The following is a 21333-nucleotide window of genomic DNA, read 5'->3' as shown; positions in this document are numbered from 1 at the left end:
TGTATTTAATCACCTATTTTTATAATTGCACATATAATGTATTAAACCAGGAGGTTGTAAATACTAAATTAGTTGAAAGGGAGGTATATATATGGGATTCTTTGGTAGGGATGATGATAGCTTACTCTTTTTCTTCCTACTGTTAGTAATTTTCTTCTGTAATTGTGGATTATTCCGCTCAGGATCCGAATTATTGTTCTTCTTCTTAATATTGGTAATATTATTTGGTGGTGGAACGTTTTTTAGAGGGTTTGGCGTAGTAGAAAAGTAAGCTATAACACTAAAGGGCTGCTCTTGCATGAGTAGCTCTTTTTATATTATTGTAAATACATACATATTGCTAAAGGTTTTTAGTTAGGATAGAATGGAGAAGGATAAAATACATCAAGAGATGAGGTGTAATTTAAATGAGAGTATTATTTCTCTCTGTAACAGCAGGATATGGTCATATACAGGCTGCCAAGGGTGTCATAGATGATCTAAAAGAACGTAATATAGAATGTACTATGTTAGATACTTTTGAATATATTAATCCATTTTTAAGTGAATCAATAGCAAAGGGATATTTAATTTCCACAAAATTTACGCCGGCTGTATATGGTATGTTTTATAATGCAGCAGATAAATATGAATATGAAGCAGGAGAAAATAAAGAAGGAGAAAATAAGTTTTCACTATCGGCCATTACCCAATCTATGCTTTCTAAAAAACTTACTAATTTTTTGGCTGATTATAATCCAGACGTAATAGTGTGTACCCATGTGTTTGCAGCTCAGATAATAACCCATCTAAAGGGGAAGGGCCTTGATGCAATTACTATAGGTATAGTTACCGATTTTACATTCCATCCATATTGGGAAGAAACTCAAATGGATTATTATGTAACTGCGAGTGAGCTTTTAAATTTACAGGCCCGTAAGAAGGGTATTCCAGAGGATAAGATTCTACCGATTGGTATTCCGATAAACAAAAAATTTAGCAAAAAAATGGATAAATCTGAAGCGAGAAAGGCCTTGGGAATACGGGATAAGGCTACGATCCTTGTTATGAGCGGTAGTATGGGGTATGGTAATGTAGTAGATAATATTTTACAAATAGACAGATTGGATATGGATCTGCAAATATTATCGGTATGTGGAAATAATAAGGCGTTAAAGGAAAAGATAGATGAATTAATTCTTAAGAAGACTATATATAACTTTGGATTTGTAGATAATGTAGATTTGATGATGGATGCGAGTGAATGTATCGTCACAAAACCAGGGGGGCTTACTGTCTCAGAATGTCTGGCAAAGGGTATTCCTATGATACTGGCAAATCCCATCCCGGGGCAGGAGGATAGAAATGTAGAGTTCCTTCTAAATAATGGACTAGCCATAAAGACAAGTGATACATACCATGTAGATGAGGCTGTATACCAGTTATTATTTAATGACTGGCGTTTAAATATATTGAAACAGAGTATGCTAAAGGTTGGTAGGCCTAACTCAAGTAGTGATTTGGTGAACTTTATAGAAAGTTTAAATAAATAGGCACTTGCTTTCTATATTCCCCATATAAATATAGAAAGGAGGCATATAGAAAGTGGGTGATTTTATGAACAGTAATGAGAGGCGCATATTAAAAATGGGATCCAGAGGAGCGGATGTAGCTATGCTTCAGCGTATTTTGATAAGTATAGGATATAATCCCGGTCCTGTAGATGGCATATTTGGCCCCCGTACCAGGGCTGCAGTAATACAATTTCAATTGGATAATGGTTTGGTTCCTGATGGTATCGTAGGGCCGAAAACCTATGCCGCATTGGATCTCGTATATCCATGATTAGGTTATTTGATTTTTATAAGGGCTTTTTTTATAGTTTCCATTTTAGAGAGAATACTCTGAAATAACAAATCAACTATTGTAATGGCAGCCATTGATTCTACAACTATTACTGCCCTAGGTACTATACAGGCATCATGCCTCCCTTTTATATTTACTGATGTTTTTTCCCCATGGGTGTTTACAGTAGTCTGAAGTGTGGAAATAGAAGGTGTGGGTTTGAATGCCACACGAAATACTATTTCGCTACCATCACTCATTCCTCCCAGTATCCCTCCTGCATTGTTTGAGGATTTTTTTATGCCGAAGGTCGTATTATCATCTAGTATATATGGGTCATTATTGTATGAGCCTGTTATTTGGGCAGCGCCAAAACCGCTGCCTATTTCTATGCCTTTTGCAGCGCCAATGGAGAGCATGGCTTGGGCAAGTTTTGCATCTAGTTTATCAAATACAGGTTCTCCTATACCAACAGGGAGCCCATTGACTCTACATTCTACTATGCCACCTATTGAGTCCCCACGCTTTCTCAAATTTGATACTAATTCATGGGCTTTATAGGCTGCATCCTTATCAGGCATGTACATAGGATTTTTACATATCTCTTCCTTATTAAAAGCAGATGGATTAATTTTTATATCACCTATTGAAATGGTATAGGCAAAAATATTTATTTCAATGGATTGGAGTATTTTTTTAGCTATTGCACCAGCAGCCACACGGGCTATGGTCTCCCGCCCTGAAGAACGCCCACCTCCTCGATAATCCCTTATTCCGTATTTTATCTCATATGGGTAATCTGCATGCCCGGGACGATATATTTCTTTTAAATATTCATAATCATCAGATTTTGCATTTGTATTATATATTATTAGTGATATGGGGGTACCGGTTGTAATATCGTTCATAATACCTGAGAGTACTTCTACTCTATCAGGTTCTGTTCTAGGGGTGCTTATTAGAGGATCTTGAGGTCTGCGTTTATTAAGTTCCCTTTGTATGTATTCTTCAGTTATATGTACGCCTGCTGGACACCCATCTACTACTACTCCTAGGGCTTTACCATGGGATTCCCCCCAAGTAGTTACTGTAAAAAGTTTTCCATAAGTAGAACCTGACATGTTTATCATCCTTTTTATTTTTTATTTAAATTTTACCATCTATCTTTCAATGATACAAGTTGATTTATTATGGTGAAGAGTAGTAGAATATATTTGGAATGGCGTTTTTAATTGGAGGTTAGTATGATATTAGGTATTGGAATGGATATAATAGAGATAAATAGGATAAAAGAGGCATCAAATACAAAGTTTATGGAGCGTATATTTACTGAAGTGGAGCGCCATTATTTAAAGATGAGAAATGATAACATATACACTATAGCAGGAAGCTTTTCGGCTAAGGAAGCGGTAGCAAAGGCTTTGGGTACCGGCATCGGAAGAGTATCATGGAGAGATATTGAAATTGTACATGATAATGATGGAAAGCCATATGTAAAGCTTCATAATATGGCCAAATCCCATATGGATGCTATAGGTGGAGAGAGGGTTTATATATCTATTTCCCATAGTCGGGAGTATGCTGTGGCTCAAGCAATAATAGAAGGGTGAGGAGGATTTATATGGATTATGTAGTTACTCCAAACGAGGCTGGCAACATGGATAGAAGAGCTATAACCGAATATAAAATACCGGGAATGGTATTGATGGAAAATGCTGCAATAAGGGCTTTTGATATAATATGCAAAAATTATGAATTGTCTAGTAATGGAAGTGTAGCGGTTATAGCTGGAGGGGGAAATAATGGTGGTGATGGCTTAGCAATAGCTAGACATCTATACCTTAAAGGAGTTAATGTCAAAGTATTTATATTGGCTAAGCATGATAAGATTAGAGGCGATGCCAAGGTAAATCTTGATATTATAGAAGAACTAAAGCTCCCCATACAATGGATAAAGGATGATACAAAACCCTTGGAGCTTTATGCTATGAAGTGCTCTCTGATTGTAGATGCTATATTTGGTACAGGGCTTTCAAAGCCAGTAGAAGGTATCTTTTACAGTGTAATAGATATTATAAATAAGTCAAACGTACCTATAGTAGCAGTGGATATACCATCTGGTATAGATGGGGCTACTGGCAAAATAATGGGAAATGCAGTAAGGGCTAATCATACGATTACATTTGGGTATTACAAGCGGGGGCACCTTTTATATCCAGGGAGACGATATTGTGGAGATGTTTATGTAGTGCCGATTAGTTTACCATCTGATAGTGCTAAGATGGAGGGAGTAAAGACGTTTACCATGGATAGGAGGGGGGCTGCCTCTATGCTAAAGAGCCGCCCACCTGAGGGGCATAAAGGTACATTTGGCAGAGTAGGGATTATTGCAGGTTCAAGGGGGATGACCGGAGCTTCTTATCTAACTAGTATGGCAGCCCAAATGAGCGGTGCCGGGACCGTTACACTAGGTATCCCAAAGAGTCTTCAGTCTATAATGGCAGGTAAACTTACTGAGGTAATGACCTTTTGCCTTGAGGATAATGGATTAGGGTATATTACACAAGAAAGTTTAAAGGATATATACGCCCTTATAAAAGATAAAGATGTACTTGCTATAGGTCCGGGAATATCACAAAATAATGAAATACAAAGGCTTTTATGGAATATTTTTGGTAAAATTGATATATCCATAGTATTAGATGCGGATGGTCTAAACAATATATCTGACAATATTGAAGTTTTGACTGAGCATCGAAAGCCCGTAGTAATTACGCCTCATCCTGGAGAAATGGCCAGACTTACAGGAAAATCCGTAGAGTATATATTGGAGAATCCTGTAGAGGTAGCGCTAGAATTTGCTAAACGATTGGGTGTAATCGTGTTGCTCAAGGGCGCTACCAGCGTAGTAGCCAGCCCGGCAGGAAAAATATACTTAAATGCTACGGGAAATTCGGGCATGGGCACCGGAGGCAGTGGGGATGTGCTTACCGGAGTGATAACGTCGCTTATGGCTCAGGGATATGAGCCATTTGATGCAGTGGTTTTAGGCTGTTTTGTACATGGTATGGCAGGGGATATGGCAAAGGATGAAAAGGGCGAAATGGGGATGATGGCAGGAGATATACTAAGAGCGATTCCCTACGCATTTAAGGCATTGCAAGATACCGTCCTTTTATAGAAAATCTTCATTATAATATTTGTTGTCAAACAATATCCAATGCTATATAATAGGGTATATCCATAGAGAGTATATAGCGCGGAACTAGTTCTTTATAAAGTTTAGGAGGTGCCGCCGTGGCTGAATTAAAGAAAATATTAGTGAGCCTGCCAGACAGCCTACTACAAGAGGTAGATGAGATAGTAGCTATGGAGCAGAAAAACAGGAGTGAATTTATTCGGGAAGCTATGAAACTTTATATACGTGAACGGCATAAGATCGAGATAAGAGAGAAGATGAGAAAGGGTTATGAAGAGATGGCCAAGATAAATATACAATTGACAGAGGTAGGGGCAAATTGTGATAACCAGGCGCTGGAGGCTTATGAAGCCATTTTATCGGAGTGTGAGTAGTGGATTATGGTGAGAAGAGGCGAAATCTACTATGCAGATCTTAGCCCCGTTGTAGGATCTGAACAGGGTGGTGTACGCCCTGTTTTAGTGGTCCAAAACGATATCGGCAATAAATATAGCCCTACCATCATTATTGCTGCTATAACATCACAGATAAACAAAGCCAAGCTTCCTACCCATATAGAGATAAGTGCAAAAGATTATAGCTTACCTAAGGATTCAGTTGTTTTGCTAGAACAGATACGTACTATAGATAAAAAGCGACTTAGGGAAAAGGTAGGGTACCTCATGCCTGAAACCATGAAAAAAGTAGATGAAGGCCTTATGATAAGTTTTGGCCTGATAGAGCTATAGACTGTGGTGCATATCCCCAGTCTCTTTTTAACTGTGTGTTGGACAAGTTTACATAACGATTTATAAATAGAGGTTATTGATTATGAAATTTAAGGATAGTATAATTTTTGATTACATATGTATAGTAGTGGGGTCTTTTATTGTAGCATTATCCCTCAACTTTTTTTTGGTTCCAAACAAGATTGCACCAGGCGGTGTAAGTGGTATTGCTACAATAACATATTACTTATGGAAATTTCCAGTTGGTGTTACTATGCTGATTATAAATATTCCATTGTTTATATTTGGGATAAAACTTAAGGGAGGACAGTTTGGCATAAGGACGTTTATTGCCGCTGTACTCTTATCCCTTTTTACTGATTTAGTAAAGGTATCTCCCCTTACAAGGGATCCTATTCTATCTGCAATATATGGTGGCGTACTGATGGGGATAGGATTGGGTATGGTATTTCGCGCCAATGCTACCACTGGTGGTACGGATCTTTTTGCTGCCATAATCCACAGCCATTGGCCTATTATAGGCGTAAACTGGGTAATGTTTCTCATAGATTTTTTAGTAGTATTAGTGGCAGGAATAGTGTTTGGCCCGAGCGAAGCACTTTATGCTCTGGTGTGCCTGTTTCTTACTGCAAAGGTTATAGATATGGTACAGGAAGGAATAAATTCTTCAAAGGCATTTTTTGTAATATCAGATCATGCAGAAGAAATAGCTGATAGGATACTGAAGGATATGGATAGGGGTGCTACCATATTGAATGGCACAGGTGCATACACCAGGCTTAGTAAAAATGTAATACTATGCGTTATAAGCCGTAGAGAGGTAGTGAGGTTAAAGGAGATTATAAATGAAATGGATCCTAATGCCTTCGTATTAGTAACAGATGTTAGAGAAGTAATGGGAGAGGGTTTTTAAGGAGGCAGTTACATTGCAGATAGGCGTATCGACAGCTAGTTTTTATCCGGCTGCATTGACGGAAGAAGCAGTAGAGATTATGGGCAAAATGGGTATAAAAAATCTAGAGGTATTTTTAGAAACATATAGTGAATATGAAGAAAATTTTTGTATGGATATAGCTCAAGTTCTTAACAAATATGATATGAAGGCCAGCTCAGTTCATACACTAAGCACCCAGTTTGAACCCCAATTATTTGCCCTTACCAGCAGGCAGAGAGATGATGCTGTAAAAATTTTCAAGAAGGTATTAAAAGGCGCCAAAATTATGGGGGCTGATATATATGTATTCCATGGACCGCCTGTTCGGGCCAATTCAATGCCTAATATGGATTTTAAACGTATAGGCAGGATTACCGATGAATTATGCGATATGGCAGCTGAATATGGAGTGCGTTTAGCCTGGGAAAATGTATGCTGGTGTCTTTATGCCTATCCTGAGTTTGCCATTCGTCTTTTGGAGCATACAAAATCTAATATATATTTTACACTGGATATAAAGCAAGCTATGAAAAGTGGTTATACCCCATATAATTTCTTAGAATATATGGGTGATAGACTTGTAAATATTCATCTATGTGACTACGATGAGGAAAAACGACTTTTTATGCCTGGAAGGGGCAGTTTTGATTTTAATCAATTAAAAAGACTTCTGGATAAAAAGGGCTATGATGGGCCTGCCATAATGGAAATATATGGGAATAATTATAAGCATTACAGCGAAATTATGGATGGTGTAAAACATTTGGAGCAAATATTTAGTTAAATATATTATTGCTCAAAACCTGGTATATCAGATGGAGAAAACATGAATGTGCCAGAGCCAAATCCCATAGTAAAGGTTATAGTAGTATTTGGGTTTATATATATGGTAAGCTCGGCTTGAGGTTCTGTCCTTCTTGTGCCGGGGGTGAAAGCAACATCAAAAGGGATGCCGTTTTTTATAAGCAGGGTTATTGCGGCATTTAACTGCGTTATTTGCACGGTGTTGTTATTTATTAATAATTTAAAGATATCGGCTGATAAAATTTCGTATATATCCTTTATATTTTTCAAATTAACCTATCCTTTCTATGTTTTAGTATACTTTATTATATGTGGGATTTTGCTTTTGCTGTTTAAAACATAATATATAATTGTAAAGGGGTTTTTCAATTGAGTAGAGGACCTAAGATCTTAGTTTGTGTAACTAGACAAAAAACCTGTGAAAGGCTTATAAAAAATGGACAAAAATTAGCTGTTAAAGCATCAGGACAGTTATCTGTTATACATGTTGCAAAAATTGGAGTGAATTTTTTAGGAAACCCAGATGAAGGGGAAGCTTTAGATTATCTTTTTCAGATATCGAAAGAGGCGGGAGCTGATATGACAGTACTGCGCTCAGAAGATGTGGTAGATACTATTGCAGAATATGCAGAAAAGAATCACATATCCATGATTGTATTAGGTGAGAGTCCTAATTATCAAAGTGATACTAATATAATAAGACAATTGGAGCAACGTTTGCCTAGTGTAGATATAAAAGTAATTCCTGCATAGTTTTTTGTACTAAAACCATATTGACTTGTAAAAGGGGTTAATGGTACAATGTTTGTAAGCGCTTACACGATGGACTTTATAAAATTAGTAGCTTATCTAATAATATAAAGGGGAAAATATGAGTAAAATATTACAAATATATAAGGGGAGGTAAACTTATGGAAAAAGCAGATATAGGACTTATAGGTCTAGCTGTTATGGGGCAAAATTTGGTACTTAACATGAATAATAATGGCTATTCTGTATCGGTATATAATCGAACCCCAGGAAGGACAAATAAATTTATATCAAGCTCTGCAAAGGGTAGGGATACAATTATTCCTACATATACCATTGAGGAATTTGTATCATCACTTAAAAGACCTAGAAAGATAATGTTGATGGTAAAGGCGGGTGCTCCAGTAGATGGGGTAATAGAAAGCCTTTTACCCATTTTGGATAAGGGAGATCTTATAATCGATGGAGGTAACTCTTTTTTTGAAGATACACGCAGAAGGGCGACATATTTAGAGAAAAAAGGGTTGCTCTATTTAGGCGTAGGTGTATCAGGTGGTGAAGAAGGTGCACTAAAGGGTCCGAGCATAATGCCTGGTGGCTCAAAGGATGCATGGAATATGGTATCTGATATACTGATAGATATTTCAGCTAAAGCAGAAGGCGCATCTTGCTGTGATTATATTGGCCCTGATGGTGCTGGACACTACGTAAAGATGGTACATAATGGTATAGAATATGGTGATATGCAGCTAATAAGCGAGGCATATTTCTTGATGAAAGAGCTTTTAGGCATGTCTGCAAAGGATATACAGAAGGTGTTTGAAAAATGGAATGGGGGAGTTTTAAATTCCTATCTTATAAGCATTACTGCCGATATATTGGGTAAGGTGGACCAAGAGACGCAAAAGCCCCTTGTGGATGTAATACTAGATACTGCTGGTCAGAAAGGTACAGGGCGTTGGACATCCCAGCAGGCATTAGAGTTAAATGTATCAACACCTACCATCACTGAGGCTGTATTTGCACGAAGCATGTCATCAAATAAAACTGAGCGGGTTACGGCATCAAAGATATTGTCAGGGCCAGAGTCTAAGTTTTCTGGTGATATGGATGAATTTATAGATGCTATAGGAAAGGCGTTATATGCATCTAAAATATGTTCATATGCTCAAGGTTTTGATATATTAAAAAAGGCCTCAATAGAATATAATTGGGATTTAGACCTTGGAAATATTGCCCTTTTATGGAGGGGTGGCTGCATAATAAGGGCTCAATTTTTGAATAAGATAAAAGAGGCATATGCTAATGATAAAAATCTTCCAAATCTCTTATTGGATAATTATTTTAGATCTGCTATAGAGGATGGACAAAGTGCTTGGAGAAAAGTGGTATCTATGGCATTTCAACAAGGGATACCTGTTCCATGCTTTAGTTCTGCCCTTGCGTATTATGATTCATATAGGCGGGAGCACCTACCTGCTAATCTAATCCAGGCACAGAGGGATTACTTTGGTGCCCACACATATGAAAGATTGGACAAAAAAGGCGTTTTTCATACCGATTGGCTTGTATAATAAAATTATAAGGAGAGGAATAAAAATGTCAATAAAGTTTGATTTGTCTGGTAAGGTAGCTGTTATTACAGGAGGAGCAGGGATATTATGTGGTGAAATGTCCCGTCAACTTGGCAGTTTAGGGGTAAAGGTTGCAGTACTTGATCTGGATGGGGATAAGGCTAAAAAGGTAGCAGATGATATTGTAGCTGCTGGTGGAGATGCAATAGGAGTAAAGGTTGATGTACTCAGTAAGGAAAGCTTGGAGGCTGCAAGGGATACAATACTTAAAAAATATGGCAGATTGGATATTCTCATAAATGGAGCGGGAGGGAATAAAAAGGAAGCTACTGCCGATGAGAATATGTCCTTTTTTGATATACCGGTAGATGCCTTAAGATGGGTATTTGATTTAAATTTTATTGGGACGGTGCTTACAACACAGGTATTTGGCAAGGTAATGGCTGAACAAAAGGAAGGTAATATAATAAATATGTCTTCAATGGCCTCATATAGACCACTTACAAAGGTAATTGGTTATTCAGCAGCTAAAGCGGCTATAAACAACTTTACCCAATGGATGGCAATTTATCTAAATCAAAATTATTCCAAGGATATAAGGGTAAATGCAATAGCACCAGGGTTTTTGCTGACACAACAGAATTATTACCTACTTGTGGATAAGGAAACTGGAGGAGATACTAAGAGGGGTAATGATATAAAAAATCATACTCCCATGGGCAGATATGGAGAACCGGAGGAGCTAGTAGGCGCTATTATATGGTTGTGTTCTGATGCGGCTTCCTTTGTAAATGGTGCTGTTATACCGATAGATGGGGGTTTTGCTGCATTTTCAGGAGTATGATGTGCGGAGGTTATTTTTATGATTGATATAAAATTAGAGAATGTTGAGCATGGTCTAGACCATGCTCAATTAAAAGATGCCATATATAAATCGTTGAACGAATGGGGTAAAGAACCTAAAAAGGTGCTTCTAATACCCCCTGATTTTACCCGTAGCCATTCATGTGCAGGCATTATTACGTCTATTTATTATTACATCTTAAAGGATAGATGTGAAGTTAATATAATGCCCGCACTAGGTACTCACATGCCCATGAGTGACAAGGAGGTTACAGCTATGTTTGGTGATGATATACCAAAGAGTTGTTTTATTGATCACAGGTGGCGTGAGGATATAGTAAAACTTGGAGAAGTGCCAGGCGCCTTTATATCCGATGTATCGGAAGGGCTTCTTGATAGACCTATTGATGTAGAGGTGAATAAAAGGCTTGTTAGTGGAGAATATGATCTCATAATCTCCATAGGTCAGGTAGTACCCCATGAAGTAGTTGGTATGGCCAATTATAGTAAAAATATATTTGTAGGATGTGGCGGCCGTCATATGATAGATGGTACCCATATATTAGGTGCTGTGTACGGCCTAGAGCGGATGATGGGGAGGGATAGTACGCCAGTTAGGAAGGTACTTGATTATGCACAGGAGCATTTTATATCAAGCGTCCCCCTTTTATATGTACTTACCGTAACCACACAAGGGGAAGGACAAACCCTCTTAAATGGACTATATATAGGAAATAGTAGAAAAACGTTTGAACGGGCAGTTGCTTTAAGTCAGCGGCTTAATCTTACCTTTGTAGATGAACCTTTTAATAAAGTGGTAGTTTATCTGGATGAAGATGAATTTAAGAGTACCTGGCTCGGGAATAAGGCTGTATATCGTACTAGAATGGCTATTGCCGATGGAGGAGAACTCATAATACTGGCGCCAGGCGTTAGGCAATTTGGTGAAGATATGGAAATAGACAGGCTTATAAGAAAATATGGCTATCTAGGGCGAGATAAGGTACTTAAAATGCTCAGTGAAAATGAAGATTTAATGACCAGTCAATCAGTTGCAGCCCATCTTATCCACGGATCATCGGATGGTAGATTTTCTATTACATATGCAGTACAACACCTGAGTAAGGAAGAGATTGAAGGTGTGAATTTTAAGTATATGGCATTGGATGAGGCATATAAAAAATACAACCCTAGAAAATTAAAGGATGGATATAATACCCTTAAAGATGGTGATGTGATATACTATATAAGTAATCCAGCTTTGGGATTATGGGCGGATAAATCCAGATTTTAAAGGAAGGTGTTGTATTTGAAGGAATTAATAGAACTTTCAAACTCCCATATAAAGGTTATAATTTCGCCTAGAGTAGGGGGCAGCATATATGCCATGCAATATAAATTGGGAGATAAATGGGTAGATATAATGCGTCCTACCCCTAAGGAGGCTTTACAAGCAGGTAATCCAAGTCCATTTTCATCTTTTAATCTTATACCATATTCAAATAGAATAGAAAAAGCTGTTTTAAGATACAACGGTAAAGAATATAGGCTAAAGGTTAACAATGATGATGGACATGCTATACATGGAGAAATGCGCACAAGGCCTTTAGACATAAAGGCAGAGGGGGATAACCAAATTATACTATCACTTGATAGCAGAGATTTTTCTGATATAATTTGGCCGTTCCCATTTTATTCTGAGATTAAGTATGCTATTTCAGAGAATAGCTTTACGATGGATCTTATGCTAGAAAATGTAGGAGATCAAATAATGCCCTGTGGAATGGGGATACATCCGTATTTTATGCGAAAGCTTAATGATAAGGATGATAAGGTCATACTTAAGATGCAAAATATAGGCGTGTATCCTGGGGAGACTTGTATACCAACAGGTCATTGGATAGATGTGCCGGAGTATATGGATTTTAGACAAGGGCAGGAACTTTCTTCCGATTTTCTAGATAGGTGCTTTAGGATAGAACATGATGATATCACCATAGAATGGCCAAAAAATGGGATAACACTAAAAATGGTCTTTGATGAGATTTTTAAGCATTGTATAGTATATTGTCCTCCTGATAAACCAGGATATTTTGCAGTAGAACCAGTTACTAATGCTAATAATGCATTTAACATGGATGAAGAGGGAATAGAGGATACGGGCAGCATATATTTATCACCTGGGGAAAAGGTGAATGGTAGGATAGTAATGGATATAAGCTCGTCCTTTAGATAATCAATATGCAAAATAAGTGAGGCAATAAATTATGAAGGCAATATTATTTGACTTGGACGGTACACTCCATGATAGTGAAAAATGGTATATAAAGGCTTGTTGTGATTGCTTGGAAAAGGCCCGAGAAAAATCTCTTACTGATGATGAGAAAAACTATTTAATAGGGAAACCTATAATGGTCATTTTGAACGAGTGGTTTGAAGGGCGGGAGCAAGAGGTACTAGAGCTATTTTTTAAGTGTTATGAAGGTATACAGAGCAATATAGAGCCATATAAAGATGTGCATCAGATGTTAAATATATTAAATAGATATGGTATAAGGATGGGGATAGTTACCTCCAAATATAAAAAGTATGTATATGAAGAGATGAAATCTACTAACTTGGATGTTTTTTTTGATGTGGTGGTGACGCTAGACGATTGTGATTATCATAAACCCCATCCAGCTCCTATAAATATGGCCCTTGAAAGGCTGGGGGTACAGCCATATGATTGTATATATATTGGAGATCAACCTACCGATATTCAAGCTGCCCACAGGGCAGGTATAAAGAGTGGAGCCGCCCTATGGGGAGAAGGTATATTTGATCAGTTGATAACTCAAAAACCTTCATATATATTCGAAGAACCGCAGGATATACTGGATGCTTTTTTAAAGGTGGAGGCTGGGCGCCATGAATGAAGTAAGCATACAATTTGGGGAACCTTTGCAGGAAGGAATATTTTTGGAACGGACAAACCGATTTATTGTAAGATGCAGATTATCTAATTTTTATTCAGCCGGGGAAGTTGTGGAAGCCCATTTGCCTGATCCAGGCCGATTAAAGGAGTTATTGATACCAGGATGTAGGATATGGCTTAGATCTGCGAATAACCCAAATAGAAAAACCAGATGGTCGGCTGTATTAGTTGAAGATCCCAATGGTAAAGATTTTGTATCATTGGATACTACCTTGCCTAACAGACTCATACAAAAAGCCCTTGAAAGTGGCTATATGGAAGAGTTTTATGGATGGAAATTTCAATGTACAGAGTATACATTAGGAGATTCTAGATGGGATTTTTTGCTCCAAAATGCTGAAGGCCGTGATATGTTGTTGGAAGTAAAGAGTGTTACCCTTAAAAAGGATGGTATAGGTTTATTTCCTGATGCTGTAACTGCAAGGGGCGTAAAACATGTAAGGGAGCTTACTAAATTTGCTATTCAGGGCGAAGTAGAAGCTGCATTATTGTTTGTTGCCCAGAGAGAGGATATAGACATCATAAAGGCTGCTACTGATATAGATGAGGTGTTTGCATTAGAACTTCATAAGGCAAGCAGGGCGGGAGTACATATATTAGGGCGAAAATGTCATGTCAGTTTGCAAGGTATATCCCTTGGAGATCCTGTAAAAGTAGTATCTAAAAAATTAAAGGCTTGAAACAAAATGCTTCAAGCCTTTAATTTATCACCCATCTGTTATTCCAACCATAGAGTCTACTTATTTGCCCAAATTTTCGATTAATTTTAGCACTAAATACTGCTATGTTTTTTACTACTCGATTTTGCCTGTAGGGCTCTGCTTTAGCATTAAATATGATTTTTTCTCCATCTGATACGCTAACTATAGTACCTGATTTATCAGTTCTGTATACATGTACTCCGTAATCCAATAGCTTTTTAACGGTATACAGGGTAGGATGTCCAAAGAGGTTATTCCTGCCTGCACTTATTACTGCATATTTAGGTGATACCGCCTTTAAAAACGATGTTGTAGTAGATGTACGACTTCCATGATGTCCTACTTTTAGCACATCCGCATTTAAATTTACTCCATTTTTTAGCATTTCCTGTTCTGAAGTCCATTGTGCATCGCCTGTAAATAGAAAGGATGTATTCTTATAGTTTAGCTTTATAACCACAGAATAATCATTTAATGATTCATAGGGATCATTATTTGGTGCAAGCACTTCAAAAGTAGCGTCACCTAAAGCATAACTTGTGCCGACTATAGGCTTGTTCACATTTATACCTTTTCGGTTTAAATTAGTCAATACTTTTTTGTATGTGCCGGAGTTATGAGGGACCTTAGGTGCTATAAATTTATCTATATCCATATCCTGTATTACCTTTGGCATACCACCTATATGGTCTAGATGAGGATGGGTAGCTATTACATAGTCCAATTTATATATGCCATTTTTATTCATATATTCAACTATTGATCTGCCGCTTCTCAAATTTCCTGCATCTATAAGCATTGCATGCTGTCCTTGCTGAATCAGGATACTTTCAGCTTGACCAACATTTAAAAAATGTACCTTTAGTTGATCGGTCGTTATATCAGGAATGGAATCTACTTCTCCCGCCTTTGTGTCTCCTATAATACCAGGAAGATTACTGGTTACTCCTTTTTGAAAAAACGATTCATATACTAAAAATGTCCCAAATGCAAAAACGGCCATTGCAGTAAAGAATGATATAATTGCCGTCTTATTTGGCAAATGATGTTTTTTCAATTTTATGATATCTATAAATGAGAGTATTATAAATGGTGCAGATAAAAGCACCATGCTAAAACCCCATCCCCTTGAAAAACATGAAAGTAATGCCCATATATAATATATAGTAGCAGCTATTTTTTTCCCCTTACTATTGTTTCTAAAGCCTGGTATGGAAATTTTTTTCAAAAGTTACACCCCTTTCAAGTATATAGTATATTGAATTTTTATATTTTTACACGTCAAATAACCGTTTTCAAAAATATTCAAAAAATGCTTAGCAGATTAAAGTATAAATTATATATGGATTATTTTCAATATAATATTTAAAATTTACAAATATGATTCACTAAGTATTTCCGTTGTTTGCAATATTATATTGTGTTATTATATTATAAATTAGTGATATAGAATCGAAAATAGAACTAGGGAGGATGAGCAATATTAAGGATGTTAGAGGGGCAATATTCGATATGGATGGTACGATAGTAGATTCTATGTGTGTATGGCAAAAGGTGGATGTGGATTTTTTGGACAAAAGGAATATAAAAATGCCTGAGGATCTATCAAATGCCATAGGACATATGACTTTTTATGATTCAGCGGTATATTTTAAAAAACGCTTTAATTTGGATGAATCTATCGATGATATAATGACAGAGTGGCATGAAATGGTATATGACCAATATGCCCATCATATAAAACTAAAACCAGGTGCCGGTGAATATATTAAATCACTAAGTGAAAAAGGAATAAAAATAGGTCTTGCTACTAGTTCGAGTCGTACATTGGTCGATATAGCATTGAAGAATAATGGTATATTTGAATATTTTGATGCTATATCAACGGTTGATGAGATAAACAAGGATAAGAGCTTTCCGGATATATACGTAAAAACAGCTGAAAAATTGGGGGTTAGCCCCATGAAATGCGTAGTATTTGAGGATATATATATTGCTGTTTTAAGTGCTAAAAAGGCTGGTATGCAAGTTATTGGCGTATATGATAAGAATTCAGAGTATCAAAAGGATGATATAAAAAAGAATGCAGATTATTATATAGAGGATTTTTACGAGCTGCTATAGAGAATATTTTATTTATCTAGAAAGGGATGACATATATGCATGAAGTAATTGATACCAATATAGAAAATTTTAAACTAAGATTTGCATGCGAAGGGGATATACCCCTTATATTATCATTTATAAAGGGTATAGCAGCATATGAAAATATGGAGGCTGAAGTTGTTGCAACTGAAGAAACTTTAATGGATTCATTATTTAAGCGCAAAGTAGCGGAGACTATAATTGGGGAATATGATGGGGAGCCGGTTGGATTCGTAGTATTTTTCTATAATTTTTCAACCTTCGTAGGTAGACCAGGACTATACATAGAGGATATATATGTAAAGCCCCATATGCGGGGTAAGGGCCTTGGGAAAGAGATGTTTACATTTATGGCCAAGCTTGCAGTAGATAAAAATTGCGGTAGAATGGATTGGGTTTGTCTTGATTGGAATGAACCATCCATAAAATTTTACAAAAATATGGGAGCAGTACCTATGGATGAATGGACCATATATAGACTGCATGGTGATTCATTAAGGGCATTAGCTAAAAAATTTTGATGAGGTCTATAAATGGGAATCCTATAGTATGAAAATAATATTATGGTGAATTTTAAATCCTAATGTGATAAAATCTAAACTATAGCAAGTAATAAGGAGAGTGTGATCATGGAAAAATATTTAGATGATACATGGAAAAAAGGCATGAAATTGCGTTTTGATTTCAACAATATGATGGCTGAATTTATAGGCCCTGAGCAAGGTATAACATTTGATCAGATAAAGGAGATGGAAGATAGACTAAAAAGTGCATCATTGTCTCTAGGACAGATGAGGGCTAATGGAGAGTTAGAATGGATGGATCTTCCATATACGCAGGATCAGGTAGTAAAGGATATACTAGATACTGCAAATGAGGTAAAGGAAAAGTTTGATGCATTTGTAGTGCTAGGTATAGGAGGTTCGGCATTAGGCCCTATAGCTGTACAACAGGCTTTAAACCATTTGCATTATAACGAGTTGAGCAAAGAAAAAAGAGGTGGATTTCCTAAGTTTTACGTAGTGGATAATGTGGATCCTGAAAGGATGACTGCCCTTTTTGATATTATAGATGTGAAAAAAACCATGTTCAATGTTATTACTAAGTCTGGTAGCACATCTGAGACCATGTCACAATTTTTGATAATAAAGGATATATTGAAAGAAAATCTAGGAGATGGCTATAAGGATCATATAATAACCACTACTGACAGAAAAAATGGTAATCTTATAAAGATTGCAAAGGCTGAAGGCTTTAAGACTTTTTACATACCAGCAGGTGTAGGCGGTAGATTTTCTGAGCTATGTCCCGTAGGTTTATTACCTGCAGCAATGTGCGGTATAGACATAGAAGGTCTATTGGCGGGAGCTGCATATATGGATGAGATGTGCAAAAATCAGGATGTACTTAAAAATCCTGCCTACGTAGCAGCTACTCTTCAATTTATAGCAATGCAAAATGGCAAGAATGTATCGGTTATGATGCCATATGCTGATTCCCTAAAATATATGGCTGATTGGTATGCACAGCTTTGGGCAGAGAGCCTTGGTAAGCGTGTGGATAAGCAGGGTATGGACGTATTTGTAGGTCAAACCCCCGTTAAGGCATTAGGCGTTACGGATCAGCATTCTCAGGTGCAGCTGTATACTGAGGGACCTTTTGATAAGGTGATTACCTTTATAACTGTGGATAAGTATAGATGCGATGTGGATATCCCCCATGGGTATGAAGATATTCCTTCTATTGCATTTTTAGGTGGTCATACTATGGGTGAGCTTATAAAGACAGAGCAGATGGCTACTGAATATGCCCTATTAAAGTCTAAAAAGCTCAATAATACCATAGCTTTGCCTGAGGTAAATGCCTTTACAATAGGGGAGCTATTATACTTCTTAGAGGTACAAACCGCTGTTATGGGTGAGCTCTTGAATATAAATGCCTTTGATCAGCCAGGTGTAGAGGAAGGGAAAAATGCCACATATGCCATGTTTGGACGTCCTGGTTATGATGAGAAAAAGAAGGAATTGGATGCAAGACCAATGAAAAAGGAAAATTATATATTATAATACAAAAAGGCTTAATTAGGACTTATCTAATTAAGCCTTTTCAATGCCATTTTTAAGAAATGTTTTCGTCTGTTATGATGTTTAGAAATATAGGGATATTAGGTGCTAGAAATGGCAAGATGATTTTAGATACATCTATATTGATATTTGGCCTATTGGTAAGTTTGCCGTCATTGATAATAGGAATATTAATATGCCTTTTTGCTGATGATCGAGTATTTATAAGTCAGATAAGAAGGGGATAGCATATAACAAATTGCATCAGGTTAGAAATAGAGGATGTCTTAAATAGAGATATCCTCTATTTCTTATTTAAGAATAATTTTTTTCTAAAAAGCAGGATTTTTAAATCCTGTATAGAATATATATAATGTATACAAACGATTGCACAAACGTTTTCAAGAAAGGTAGGAGGATGAAATGGAACACGCATCTTTTAGGTATAAAAACTTAGACGAACTGAAGCAGGATATTAAGGACAGAGGACTTAATATTCCAATATCTTATGATCTTGATCTATTAAGAAAATCCCTTCCTATAGGGGAAAAGATTGCACCAAATAGATTGGCTATTCACCCAATGGAAGGATGTGATGGCACAGCAGATGGCAAGCCATCCGAACTTACCCTCAGGCGTTATGATAGATTTGCGAGGGGTGGAGCAGGGCTTTTGTGGGTAGAGGCCAGCGCTGTACAGTTTGATGGTCGTGCAAATCCTAGGCAGCTCTATATAAGTAGAGAAAATAAGGCTGATTTTGAAAAACTTGTAGATACTATCAATAGGAGAGCAAAAGAGGAATTTGGATCTGACTTTAAGCCATATACAGTGCTTCAGATGACCCATTCCGGTCGCTATAGCAGACCATATGATAAGCCAGCTCCCATAATTGCTACTAAAAATCCTTATTTAGATAAGTTTTTATCTCCTAATTACCGCATAATCACCGATGGTGAGCTGGAAAAATTGGAGGATAAGTTTGTAGAAGGGGCGATTTTAGCAAAGGAGATAGGTTTTGATGGAGTTGATATAAAAAGCTGTCATAGGTATCTTTCGTCAGAACTTCTATCATCACATACCAGAGAAGGGAAATATGGTGGAAGCTTTGAAAATAGAACACGATTTTTATTGAATATAGTAGATAAGATAAAAGACAGGTTAGGAGATGGCATAGATATCACCGTTAGGTTAAACGCATATGATGCTATTCCATATCCATATGGTTGGGGCGTTGATAAAGAAGATTTCCATAAACCTGATTTGACGGAGCCCATACGCCTTATAGGCATGCTTAAGGACAGGGGTGTAAGACTTATAAATATTACAATAGGCAATCCATACTATAACCCCCATGTAGGTCGTCCATACGATATGGGACCATATGTACCTCCAGAGCATCCATTAGACGGTATAGACAGATTTTTAAATATAATAAAGGATGTTCAAACTGCAGTGCCTGATATGCCCATTATATCCACAGGGTACAGTTGGCTAAGGGATCTAGCACCATATGTGGCTGCTGGTGGAATAGAAGATGGATGGTTTAAAATGGCAGGGTTTGGACGCCAGGCATTTGCTTATCCTAACTTTGCTCGAGATATAATAGAAAAAGGTGAGATGGATAGGAAAAAATGCTGTATATCATGTAGCAAATGTACTGAGATAATGCGCTATGATGGTACTACAGGATGTGTTATAAAAGATGCTAAAGTATATGCCCCTATATATAAAAAGGTCAGTGAAGGTAAGAAAAGCCTGCAGGGGAATGAGGTAAAGGAGCATATATGAGCACAATAAAAGATGTGGCCAAAATGGCGGGAGTATCAGCTAGCACCGTATCTCGGGCACTTAGTGGCAAGGTGCCCGTAGATGAGGCCACCAAACAGAAGGTATTTGCAGCTGTAAAGGCATTAAATTATGAGCCAAACCCTTTGGCCAAAAGCCTAAAGGAAGGGAAAACCAATACCATCGGTCTTATAATGCCAAATATAAGAAACCCTGTATTTCCGGCAGTAGCAAGGGGCGTGGAGGATATTGCAAGGGAACATGGATATACCGTTGTTTTATGCAATACAGATGAACAGCTGAATGTAGAAATAGAATATATAGAAAAGCTCAAAAAAAGATGGGTAGATGGATTTATATTTGCTACCGCTGGCAAGGCAGACGATCACATACTGGATTTAAAGGATCAAGGAATACCTGTGGTACTCCTCATAAGAAATATAGAGGATGAGATAGATGCGGTGGTGGTGGATAATTTTAGTGCGGCATATAAAGCAACAAAGTATCTCATAGGCTTAGGCCATAAGGATATAGCCATAGTAAATGGGGATAGCAGTTTAAAACTCTATAAGGATCGGTTTAAGGGCTATAAACATGCTATGGAGGAGGCAGGCATTTCAATAGATGATAAATTTATTTTACAGGATATAGAGTCAACTAGCCAAGCCTATGAGACAGTATCGAACCTTTTAAAATCAAAAAATATGCCTACTGCTGTATTTGCTACTAGTGATCCAAAGGCTTACGGTGTTATACGGGCGATATTGGACTTTGGATTGGATGTACCCGGGGACATATCGGTTATGGGATTTGATGACTTGGAGCTTAGTGCTTTTATAAATCCTCCCCTCACAACCATGGCTCAACCCTGGTATCAGATGGGAGCTAGGGCTATGGAAAGATTGATTGAAGTAATGGAGGGTAAAGAAAAAATTCAGCCCAAGGTAGATGTTATGGATGTGAAATTGGTAGCACGCAAGTCTACCGGGGAAAAATCATAAATTTT

Annotated in this window: 25 protein-coding genes; 22 read left to right on the top strand and 3 right to left on the bottom strand. The window is 37.2% G+C overall.

Annotated elements, in window-relative coordinates; all coding sequences use genetic code 11:
* Positions 1-91: 91 nt before the first annotated feature.
* The 3 genes from EJN67_RS06835 (at position 92) to EJN67_RS06825 (ending at position 1824) form a co-directional block, all read left to right on the top strand.
* Positions 92-271, top strand: coding sequence for a hypothetical protein (locus EJN67_RS06835; protein WP_129723605.1), 180 nt, complete (start codon positions 92-94; stop codon positions 269-271).
* Between the two features lie 136 nt (positions 272-407).
* On the top strand, positions 408-1532 hold the full coding sequence (locus EJN67_RS06830) for an MGDG synthase family glycosyltransferase (RefSeq protein WP_129723604.1): 1125 nt from the start codon (positions 408-410) through the stop codon (positions 1530-1532).
* A 52-nt stretch (positions 1533-1584) separates the two neighbouring features.
* Positions 1585-1824: a peptidoglycan-binding domain-containing protein gene (locus EJN67_RS06825; protein WP_243641247.1), complete on the top strand. Its 240-nt coding sequence runs from the start codon at positions 1585-1587 to the stop codon at positions 1822-1824.
* 5 nt (positions 1825-1829) lie between these two features.
* Here the strand turns inward: EJN67_RS06825 and aroC are convergent, their stop codons facing one another.
* On the bottom strand, positions 1830-2945 hold the full coding sequence (gene aroC, locus EJN67_RS06820; RefSeq protein ID WP_129723603.1) for a chorismate synthase: 1116 nt from the start codon (positions 2943-2945) through the stop codon (positions 1830-1832).
* A gap of 123 nt (positions 2946-3068) precedes the next feature.
* Between aroC and acpS the strand changes: the two genes are divergently transcribed.
* The 6 genes from acpS (at position 3069) to EJN67_RS06790 (ending at position 7469) form a co-directional block, all read left to right on the top strand.
* Positions 3069-3434, top strand: a complete 366-nt coding sequence (gene acpS / locus EJN67_RS06815; RefSeq protein ID WP_129723602.1) for a holo-ACP synthase — start codon at positions 3069-3071, stop codon at positions 3432-3434.
* An 11-nt stretch (positions 3435-3445) separates the two neighbouring features.
* A complete protein-coding gene (locus EJN67_RS06810) occupies positions 3446-5005 on the top strand; it encodes an NAD(P)H-hydrate dehydratase (protein WP_129723601.1) in 1560 nt (519 codons plus the stop codon).
* 116 nt (positions 5006-5121) lie between these two features.
* On the top strand, positions 5122-5397 hold the full coding sequence (locus EJN67_RS06805; RefSeq protein ID WP_129723600.1) for a CopG family ribbon-helix-helix protein: 276 nt from the start codon (positions 5122-5124) through the stop codon (positions 5395-5397).
* A 6-nt stretch (positions 5398-5403) separates the two neighbouring features.
* Complete coding sequence (locus EJN67_RS06800) at positions 5404-5751, top strand: type II toxin-antitoxin system PemK/MazF family toxin (RefSeq protein ID WP_394347511.1); 348 nt, start codon at positions 5404-5406, stop codon at positions 5749-5751.
* A gap of 82 nt (positions 5752-5833) precedes the next feature.
* Entirely contained in the window at positions 5834-6664 is an 831-nt protein-coding gene (locus EJN67_RS06795; protein WP_129723598.1) for a YitT family protein, read from the top strand.
* Between the two features lie 13 nt (positions 6665-6677).
* Complete coding sequence (locus EJN67_RS06790) at positions 6678-7469, top strand: sugar phosphate isomerase/epimerase family protein (RefSeq protein WP_129723597.1); 792 nt, start codon at positions 6678-6680, stop codon at positions 7467-7469.
* A gap of 5 nt (positions 7470-7474) precedes the next feature.
* On the opposite strand, the gene EJN67_RS06785 is transcribed toward EJN67_RS06790, so the two are convergent.
* Positions 7475-7759 carry a hypothetical protein gene (locus tag EJN67_RS06785; RefSeq protein WP_129723596.1) on the bottom strand — a complete coding sequence of 95 codons (285 nt, stop codon included), beginning with the start codon at positions 7757-7759 and terminating at the stop codon, positions 7475-7477.
* Between the two features lie 99 nt (positions 7760-7858).
* Between EJN67_RS06785 and EJN67_RS06780 the strand changes: the two genes are divergently transcribed.
* From EJN67_RS06780 to sfsA, 7 genes are all read left to right on the top strand, one after another.
* Complete coding sequence (locus tag EJN67_RS06780) at positions 7859-8242, top strand: universal stress protein (protein ID WP_129723595.1); 384 nt, start codon at positions 7859-7861, stop codon at positions 8240-8242.
* A 158-nt stretch (positions 8243-8400) separates the two neighbouring features.
* Positions 8401-9813 (top strand): NADP-dependent phosphogluconate dehydrogenase, encoded by a 1413-nt coding sequence (gndA, locus tag EJN67_RS06775; protein ID WP_129723594.1) that lies wholly within the window; start codon positions 8401-8403, stop codon positions 9811-9813.
* 25 nt (positions 9814-9838) lie between these two features.
* The gene (locus EJN67_RS06770) at positions 9839-10657 is read left to right on the top strand and encodes an SDR family oxidoreductase (RefSeq protein WP_129723593.1); all 819 of its coding nucleotides are present in this window, start codon (positions 9839-9841) and stop codon (positions 10655-10657) included.
* A gap of 18 nt (positions 10658-10675) precedes the next feature.
* Positions 10676-11950 carry a lactate racemase domain-containing protein gene (locus EJN67_RS06765; RefSeq protein ID WP_129723592.1) on the top strand — a complete coding sequence of 425 codons (1275 nt, stop codon included), beginning with the start codon at positions 10676-10678 and terminating at the stop codon, positions 11948-11950.
* Positions 11951-11965: 15 nt separating this feature from the next.
* The gene (locus EJN67_RS06760) at positions 11966-12892 is read left to right on the top strand and encodes an aldose 1-epimerase (RefSeq protein WP_165000782.1); all 927 of its coding nucleotides are present in this window, start codon (positions 11966-11968) and stop codon (positions 12890-12892) included.
* Positions 12893-12923: 31 nt separating this feature from the next.
* Positions 12924-13574 carry an HAD family hydrolase gene (locus tag EJN67_RS06755; RefSeq protein ID WP_129723590.1) on the top strand — a complete coding sequence of 217 codons (651 nt, stop codon included), beginning with the start codon at positions 12924-12926 and terminating at the stop codon, positions 13572-13574.
* The gene (sfsA, locus tag EJN67_RS06750; RefSeq protein WP_129723589.1) at positions 13567-14313 is read left to right on the top strand and encodes a DNA/RNA nuclease SfsA; all 747 of its coding nucleotides are present in this window, start codon (positions 13567-13569) and stop codon (positions 14311-14313) included. Before EJN67_RS06755 ends, sfsA begins: the two co-directional genes overlap by 8 nt.
* A gap of 19 nt (positions 14314-14332) precedes the next feature.
* Here sfsA and EJN67_RS06745 read toward each other — a convergent pair whose 3' ends face one another.
* Positions 14333-15562 carry a ComEC/Rec2 family competence protein gene (locus EJN67_RS06745; RefSeq protein ID WP_129723588.1) on the bottom strand — a complete coding sequence of 410 codons (1230 nt, stop codon included), beginning with the start codon at positions 15560-15562 and terminating at the stop codon, positions 14333-14335.
* Between the two features lie 245 nt (positions 15563-15807).
* On the opposite strand from EJN67_RS06745, the gene EJN67_RS06740 reads away from it, so the two are divergent.
* From EJN67_RS06740 to EJN67_RS06720, 6 genes are all read left to right on the top strand, one after another.
* Positions 15808-16458 (top strand): HAD family hydrolase, encoded by a 651-nt coding sequence (locus EJN67_RS06740; RefSeq protein WP_129723587.1) that lies wholly within the window; start codon positions 15808-15810, stop codon positions 16456-16458.
* Positions 16459-16493: 35 nt separating this feature from the next.
* Positions 16494-17000 (top strand): GNAT family N-acetyltransferase, encoded by a 507-nt coding sequence (locus EJN67_RS06735; protein ID WP_129723586.1) that lies wholly within the window; start codon positions 16494-16496, stop codon positions 16998-17000.
* Positions 17001-17108: 108 nt separating this feature from the next.
* Positions 17109-18545 carry a glucose-6-phosphate isomerase gene (locus EJN67_RS06730; RefSeq protein ID WP_129723585.1) on the top strand — a complete coding sequence of 479 codons (1437 nt, stop codon included), beginning with the start codon at positions 17109-17111 and terminating at the stop codon, positions 18543-18545.
* Between the two features lie 74 nt (positions 18546-18619).
* Complete coding sequence (locus EJN67_RS14010; RefSeq protein WP_165000781.1) at positions 18620-18790, top strand: hypothetical protein; 171 nt, start codon at positions 18620-18622, stop codon at positions 18788-18790.
* Positions 18791-18965: 175 nt separating this feature from the next.
* Positions 18966-20330 carry an oxidoreductase gene (locus EJN67_RS06725; protein ID WP_129723584.1) on the top strand — a complete coding sequence of 455 codons (1365 nt, stop codon included), beginning with the start codon at positions 18966-18968 and terminating at the stop codon, positions 20328-20330.
* Positions 20327-21328: a LacI family DNA-binding transcriptional regulator gene (locus EJN67_RS06720; protein WP_129723583.1), complete on the top strand. Its 1002-nt coding sequence runs from the start codon at positions 20327-20329 to the stop codon at positions 21326-21328. The genes EJN67_RS06725 and EJN67_RS06720 overlap by 4 nt, the downstream gene beginning before the upstream one ends.
* Positions 21329-21333 lie beyond the last annotated feature (5 nt).

Origin of the sequence: Xylanivirga thermophila (assembly GCF_004138105.1) — a bacterium.
Lineage (GTDB): Bacteria > Bacillota > Clostridia > Caldicoprobacterales > Xylanivirgaceae > Xylanivirga > Xylanivirga thermophila.
This window is presented reverse-complemented; position numbering and strand designations above follow the sequence as displayed.